Source organism: Streptococcus oralis, assembly GCF_001578945.1.
In the GTDB taxonomy this organism is placed as follows: domain Bacteria; phylum Bacillota; class Bacilli; order Lactobacillales; family Streptococcaceae; genus Streptococcus; species Streptococcus oralis_Q.
Map to the genome: position 1 here is coordinate 337378 of NZ_KQ969552.1, position 6406 is coordinate 343783.

Sequence of the window (6406 nt, forward strand, 5' to 3'; positions counted from 1 at the left end):
GGATATCCAAGTTAAGACTGCCCTTGGAAAAGAAGAAACCCTTTCTACTATTCAGCTTGATTTCTTGCTTCCAGAACGCTTTGACCTCAAATACATTGGAGCTGACGGTGAAGAGCACCGTCCAGTCATGATCCACCGTGGCATTATCTCAACCATGGAACGCTTCACAGCTATCTTGATCGAAAACTACAAGGGTGCATTCCCAACATGGCTTGCACCACACCAAGTAACCCTCATCCCAGTATCCAACGAAAAGCACGTGGACTACGCTTGGGAAGTGGCTAAAAAACTCCGTGATCGCGGTGTCCGTGCCGATGTAGACGAACGAAATGAAAAAATGCAGTTCAAGATCCGTGCTTCTCAAACCAGCAAGATTCCTTACCAATTGATCGTTGGAGACAAGGAAATGGAAGACGGAACTGTCAACGTTCGTCGCTATGGACAAAAAGAAACACAAACTGTCTCAGTTGATGAGTTTGTAAAAACTATTCTGGCTGATATTGCCAACAAATCACGCGTTGAGAAATAAGTAGTTAACACAAAAGCCTCCATTCGGAGGCTTTTTCTCATCTATTTTTACTCAATAACAAGCTTCACTTCAGCGAATTTGATGCGTACTGTTGTTCCTGTCCCGACCTCAGACTCGATGCGAATCTGATGCCCCAGTTCTTCAGAAATTTTCTTAGATAGATAAAGTCCAAGTCCAGATGACTGCTGGGTCAAACGACCATTATATCCTGAAAAGCCACGTTCAAAGACTCGGATCACATCGCTGTTTTTAATCCCGATTCCCGTATCCTTGATACAGAGCTCCTGGCCTTCCATATAAATCTCTAAGCCACCTTCCTTGGTGTATTTCAGGCTGTTTGAGAGGATTTGTTCAATGACGACCAACAGCCACTTCTTATCGGTCACGATGATTTTGTCAAGGTCATGGAGATTGACCGTCAGTCCTTTTTGGATAAAGAAAAGGGCATACTTGCGAACCACTTCCTTCACCAGATCCTCCACTTGAACCTTTTCAAATACCAAGTCATCGTGGAAGCTCTCCAAACGAAGATACTGCAATACCAGATTGGTATAGGAGTCAATCTTAAAGATTTCCTGTTCCAGTTGCTGCTTGACCTCACGATCAGAGACTTCTGCTACCAAGAGACGGCTCGCTGCAATGGGCGTTTTGATCTGATGAACCCACAAGGTATAGTAATCAAGCAAATCCGTCAGCTTGCTCTGGGCTTCTGACTTCTTTTGATACAATTCAGACTCACGCTCTTCGAGCTTTTCTGCTAGCGCACATTCCAGAGGAGACTTGGGGTCTCTCTCAGCATAGAGTACTTCCTGACGGTAAACCTGAGCTTCTGCAAATATATCCCAAGCCAAAAATAAGAAGGTCAGAAAACCACTGAGCAGAAAGAAATAAAGAAAATAAGTTCCTAGACTAGCAAATAAAAACTGAAAGAGAAGGACGAGAAAGCCTAATGAAAAAATATAGACAAAGATGCGACTGCGAGAACGCAGATAGGCTAGAAAAAATGATTTCCAATCAAGCATGTTTCAGTCCGTATCCTATCCCTTTCTTGGTTTCGATAAACCCTGCTAAACCTTGCTCCTCCAACTTTTTACGCAAACGAGCAACATTGACAGACAAGGTATTATCATCGATGAAAAAGTCACTATTCCAGAGTTCTCGCATCAGGTCATCTCGCGCCACGATATTACCCGCATGTTCAAACAAAATCCGCAAAATCTGAAATTCATTCTTGGTCAAACTCAAGACTTCCCCCTGATAGTGCAGGTCCATAGACTTGGTATTGAGGATCACACCCGCATACTCCAGCAGACTTTCATCACGCCCAAATTCGTAAGAACGGCGCAACAAGCCCTGAACCTTAGCAAGGAGGATCTGCTGGTCAAAAGGCTTGGTCACAAAGTCATCAGCTCCCATATTGATCGCCATGACGATATCCATCGCTTGATCTCTCGAAGAGAGAAACATGATGGGTACCTTGGAAATCTTGCGAATCTCCTGACACCAGTGGTAACCATTAAAAAGAGGCAGACCAATATCCATGAGGACCAAATGAGGTTCTGACTGAACAAAAAGACTCAATACTTCCATAAAATCCTCTACCAAAACGACCTCAAAGCCCCACTCAGAGAGCAGTTTTCCAACTTGTTGCCGAATGACTTGGTCATCTTCTACTAGTAAAATCTTGTGCATGCGCTCCTCCTTTGCTATTTCTCAAAGTATCAAAACCCTTCATATCAGATTTACGGATTAGTATCTCATACTGTTTAGCAGCCTATTCCCCAAATCCAGATCAGAAAACAGATGCTAAATAGAGAACATTCCCACTGATATCATACCTTATTTTTAATTATAGTTCCAGCCTTATCCTATATTTTCCTTTTTGTGCTCATTTAGTTAGCGTCTCTTTCACTTATTTAATAGATCTAGCCTTCTTATTGACAAACTAGCCATGATTTGTTAGAATATGAATGAACAAATCGGTTTATTCATTCATAAAACAAAGGAGGCTAAATCATATTGGACAAAAAACAAGCTTTAAAGACAGCGGCCTATGAAGTTTTTTCGAAAAAAGGTTACAAGGCGACAGGAATTTCAGAAATTGCTAGGCAAGCTGGGGTGGCAGTTGGCTCTTTTTATAACTATTACGAAAGTAAAGAAGCCATTTTTCTAGACATCTATATAGATGAAAACAACCGTGTTCGCCAAGCTATGATCGAAGAACTGGATTGGGAAATTGACATGATCGACCTCATTGGTCAACTCTTTGCTCAGTCCAGAATTCTCGTTTCTTCCAATAAAATCCTTGCAGAATGGTACAATCCTGCCATCGCAGATGAGTTGCACAGCTACTATTCCTCGGAAGAAGGCAAAGTCGCAAATCCTTTTCATCAGTTTCTAGTTAAAACTTTTACAAATCGTATGCAGGCTGAAGGGTACTCGCCAGAAAAGATTCAAGATATTTTACAGGTTTATAATCTGTTTTACTATATGGATATGCATATCACGGAAAAAGATTTTCCAGATATTGGCAAAACTGTTGAAATACTTGCAACCAACTTCATTAAAGGAGTTCTAAAATAAAGAATGGATTTCTTTATTTTTTGAAAAGACATGAATGAATCATTTTCTAGTTCATTCATAAAATTAAGAAAAGGAGTCATAAAAAATGAAAAGAGGTAAAAAAATGTTTATTATCATTCTATCAACACTTGGATTACTAGCCCTTCTAACTTGGGGTGCCATCGCCTATCTTGGACGAAGTCAAACATTATCGATAAAATCCATCGAAAATCCCACCGAAGATCTGTATTTAATTCATATCACAAAGCCGAGTCATCAAGTCTGGAAAGCTGGAGCTTATGCTAAGTTTACACTCCCTGATACCTCGTCCGCTTCTAGGAAAAACGAAGCTAAGGGTGAGCAGACCAGTCGATGGCTAACCATTGCCTCCACACCTGATGAAGATGAAATTCTCATTTTGACTCATAATAGTGGTAGCAACTTTAAGAACACCTTAACACATTTACCGGTTGGCAGTGAGATTGAGATGAGTTGGCTGGATTCCTCTTTGACTGTTAAAGATACGAATAAGCCACTAGTTTGCTTTGCATCTGATGTCGGCATTTCTGCTCTACGCCCCCTTATCAAAGAATGGGCTGGTAAATGTCCGATTATTCTCAACCATTTTGACAAAGGAGTTACTATTTTCTATAATGAGATGAAAGAACTGGCTCAAAAAACACCGAATTTTACTTATAAAACTAGCGATGAACTTTCTCAAAGTCAAGAATTTTTAAAAAATGCTATTGATAAATACGGCAATCAAGCTAGCTATCTCATCACCGGCCAGCCTGATGATGTAAATGAGATGAAGAATTTTTTAAAGGAAAATGGAATCGATAGCAAAAATATTCAAGTAAGCTCGTTTAGAGGTTTAAAATAGGAGCAGCCTGTCTTCTATGTATCTGAATCAAACCCTACTAGGTCATTCGAACAAGCCCACTAGCTAATTCTAGGTAAATGTGATAGGATAAACATAGAGAAAGGAGCTTTTATGGCCAATATTTTTGACTACCTGAATGATGTAGCATACGATTCCTTTTATGACCTCCCCGTGAATGAGTTAGACGTTCTTGCCTTGACTGAATTAACCTATCTTCCTTTCGATGATGTAGTCACCCAAGAACCAAAACGTCTCATAGATCTAGCACCCCAAATCCCTAGAGAAACGACGATGTTGACCAATAAAAACCGTCTCCAGTTGTTGGATCAGCTCGCTCAACACAAACGCTTTAAAAATTGCAAGCTCTCAGACTTTATCAACGATATTGATCCTGAATTGCAAAAACAGTTTGCAGCCATGACTTATCGTATCAGTCTCGATACCTATTTGCTTGTTTTTCGCGGAACTGACGACAGTATCATTGGTTGGAAAGAAGATTTCCATATGACCTATATGAAGGAAATCCCAGCTCAAAAACATGCCCTCCAGTATTTAGAGAACTTTTTTACCCAACATCCTAACCAAAAGGTCATCCTAGCAGGACACTCAAAAGGGGGTAATCTAGCTGTCTATGCTTCCAGTCAACTTGATCCAAACTTGCAGAAAAACATTGTCGCTGTCTATACTTTTGACGCCCCTGGACTTCACAAGGAACTAACCGAAACACTAGGCTATCAAAACATGATAGACAGAACAAAAGTATTTATCCCACAGGGTTCTATCATCGGGATGATGCTGGAAATTCCTGATAAAAAAATCGTCGTTCGAAGCACTGCCCTAGGTGGCCTTGCCCAGCACGACACCTTTAGTTGGCAGGTTGAAGACAAACACTTTGTCCAACTGGACGAGATCAATAGTGACAGTCAACAAGTCGATACAACCTTTAAGGAATGGGTTGAAACCGTTCCTGACGAAGAACTGCAGCTCTACTTCGACCTCTTTTTTGGAATCATTCTCGATGCAGGTATCTCCTCTATCAACGACCTCTCTTCCTTCAAGGTCATTGAACACATTCACCATCTCTTTGTTCAAGCCCAATCCCTCACTCCTGATGAAAAAGAAACCATGGGACGCTTAACCCAACTCTTGATCGACACCCGCTACCAAGCATGGAAAAATCGTTAAGATAAGAAAGTCAATGAATCACCGATTCGTTGGCTTTTTTAGAAAAAAGGGTCAGAAAAGGTAGCCTAAATCACAAACCTTGACGACAGATTCATTTTTTGTTAAAATGTAATGAATCTTATTACATCTAATGCAAGATAATCCATGAAAGGACTTCCACTATGAAATCATTAAAAGGTATTTTATTTATCGGGTTTAGTATGCTTCTGACCATCCTAGCTTGGCTCAGTTCAGGCGTTAGTCAATTTCTAATCCCTGGTTTAGCTCTCACTACCCTCTCACTTACTTTTATACTAGCTAGCCGTTTACCCCTGCTTGAGGCTTGGTTTAACGGACTTGAAAAGATGTATCTAGCTCATAAATTCACCGCTTTTCTATCCATTCTCCTACTAACCCTACACAACTTTAGCATGGGCGGTCTCTGGGGTTCGCATTTGGCCGCCCAGTTTGGAAATATCGCTATCTATATCTTTATCAGCATTGTTCTGGTTGCTTATCTAGGACAGTACATCCAGTATGAAGCTTGGAGATGGATTCATCGCTTGGTTTATCTAGCCTATATCTTTGGCCTTTTTCATGTTTTGATGATTATGGGAAATCGTCTTCTCTCCTTTAGTTTCCTAGGTCTTATCTTTGGAATCTATGCTCTTTTAGGCTTGCTTGCAGGCTTCTATATTATTTTCCTTTACCAAAAGGTTGGTTTCACCTATCTTGGAAAAATCGTAGACATTAAACACCTCAACCATGATACGACTGAAATTAGAATTCACCTCAGCCATCCCTTCAACTATGAATATGGACAATTTGCTTTTCTAAAAATTTTCCAGGAAGGTTTTGAGACTGCTCCACACCCTTTCTCCATCTCAGGAGGGCAAGGACGAACTCTTTATTTTACGATTAAAAACTCTGGCGATCACACCAAGAATATCTATGATAATCTTCAAGTTGGTAGCAAAGTTGCGGTTGATCGCGCCTATGGTCATATGACTATGAAACACGGTCCAAAACAGCAAATCTGGATCGCAGGTGGAATTGGAATGACACCTTTCATCTCTTATATCCGGGAACATCCTATCCTAGACAGGAACGTCCGCTTCTACTACAGTTTCCGTGGGGAAGAAAATGCTGTCTACCTAGATCTACTTCGAGACTACGCTCGTCAAAATGCTAACTTTGACCTGCAGCTGGTCGATAGCAATGAAAAAGGATACCTGACTTTGGATCAAGAAGAAATCCCTGACCAGACT

General features: G+C 40.7%; 7 protein-coding genes. 5 read left to right on the plus strand and 2 right to left on the minus strand.

Features of this window, described 5'->3' with window-relative positions; genetic code table 11:
- Positions 1 to 529 (plus strand): threonine--tRNA ligase (locus SORDD16_RS11925; protein WP_241734032.1); only part of this gene is annotated, 529 nt, incomplete at its 5' end.
- 47 nt (positions 530 to 576) lie between these two features.
- Here the strand turns inward: SORDD16_RS11925 and SORDD16_RS07090 are convergent.
- Positions 577 to 1551, minus strand: coding sequence for a sensor histidine kinase (locus SORDD16_RS07090; protein WP_061452874.1), 975 nt, complete (start codon positions 1549 to 1551; stop codon positions 577 to 579).
- Positions 1544 to 2221, minus strand: coding sequence for a response regulator transcription factor (locus SORDD16_RS07095; RefSeq protein ID WP_061452875.1), 678 nt, complete (start codon positions 2219 to 2221; stop codon positions 1544 to 1546). The genes SORDD16_RS07090 and SORDD16_RS07095 overlap by 8 nt, the downstream gene beginning before the upstream one ends.
- A gap of 321 nt (positions 2222 to 2542) precedes the next feature.
- On the opposite strand from SORDD16_RS07095, the gene SORDD16_RS07100 reads away from it, so the two are divergent.
- The 4 genes from SORDD16_RS07100 to SORDD16_RS07115 form a co-directional block, all read left to right on the plus strand.
- Positions 2543 to 3112, plus strand: coding sequence for a TetR/AcrR family transcriptional regulator (locus SORDD16_RS07100; protein ID WP_061452876.1), 570 nt, complete (start codon positions 2543 to 2545; stop codon positions 3110 to 3112).
- Between the two features lie 85 nt (positions 3113 to 3197).
- Positions 3198 to 3974 (plus strand): ferredoxin reductase domain-containing protein, encoded by a 777-nt coding sequence (locus SORDD16_RS07105; protein ID WP_061452877.1) that lies wholly within the window; start codon positions 3198 to 3200, stop codon positions 3972 to 3974.
- Between the two features lie 111 nt (positions 3975 to 4085).
- The gene (locus SORDD16_RS07110) at positions 4086 to 5159 is read left to right on the plus strand and encodes a DUF2974 domain-containing protein (RefSeq protein ID WP_061452878.1); all 1074 of its coding nucleotides are present in this window, start codon (positions 4086 to 4088) and stop codon (positions 5157 to 5159) included.
- A gap of 161 nt (positions 5160 to 5320) precedes the next feature.
- A partial coding sequence (locus SORDD16_RS07115; RefSeq protein ID WP_061452879.1) for a ferredoxin reductase family protein occupies positions 5321 to 6406 on the plus strand: 1086 nt, incomplete at its 3' end.

What these genes read in the sequence shown, in the direction of transcription:
- SORDD16_RS07090 (WP_061452874.1), bottom strand. Translation starts at nt 1,551, where the DNA reads ATGCTTGATTGGAAATCATTTTTTCTAGCCTATCTGCGTTCTCGCAGT.
- SORDD16_RS07095 (WP_061452875.1), bottom strand. Translation starts at nt 2,221, where the DNA reads ATGCACAAGATTTTACTAGTAGAAGATGACCAAGTCATTCGGCAACAA.
- SORDD16_RS07105 (WP_061452877.1), top strand. Translation starts at nt 3,198, where the DNA reads ATGAAAAGAGGTAAAAAAATGTTTATTATCATTCTATCAACACTTGGA.
- SORDD16_RS07110 (WP_061452878.1), top strand. Translation starts at nt 4,086, where the DNA reads ATGGCCAATATTTTTGACTACCTGAATGATGTAGCATACGATTCCTTT.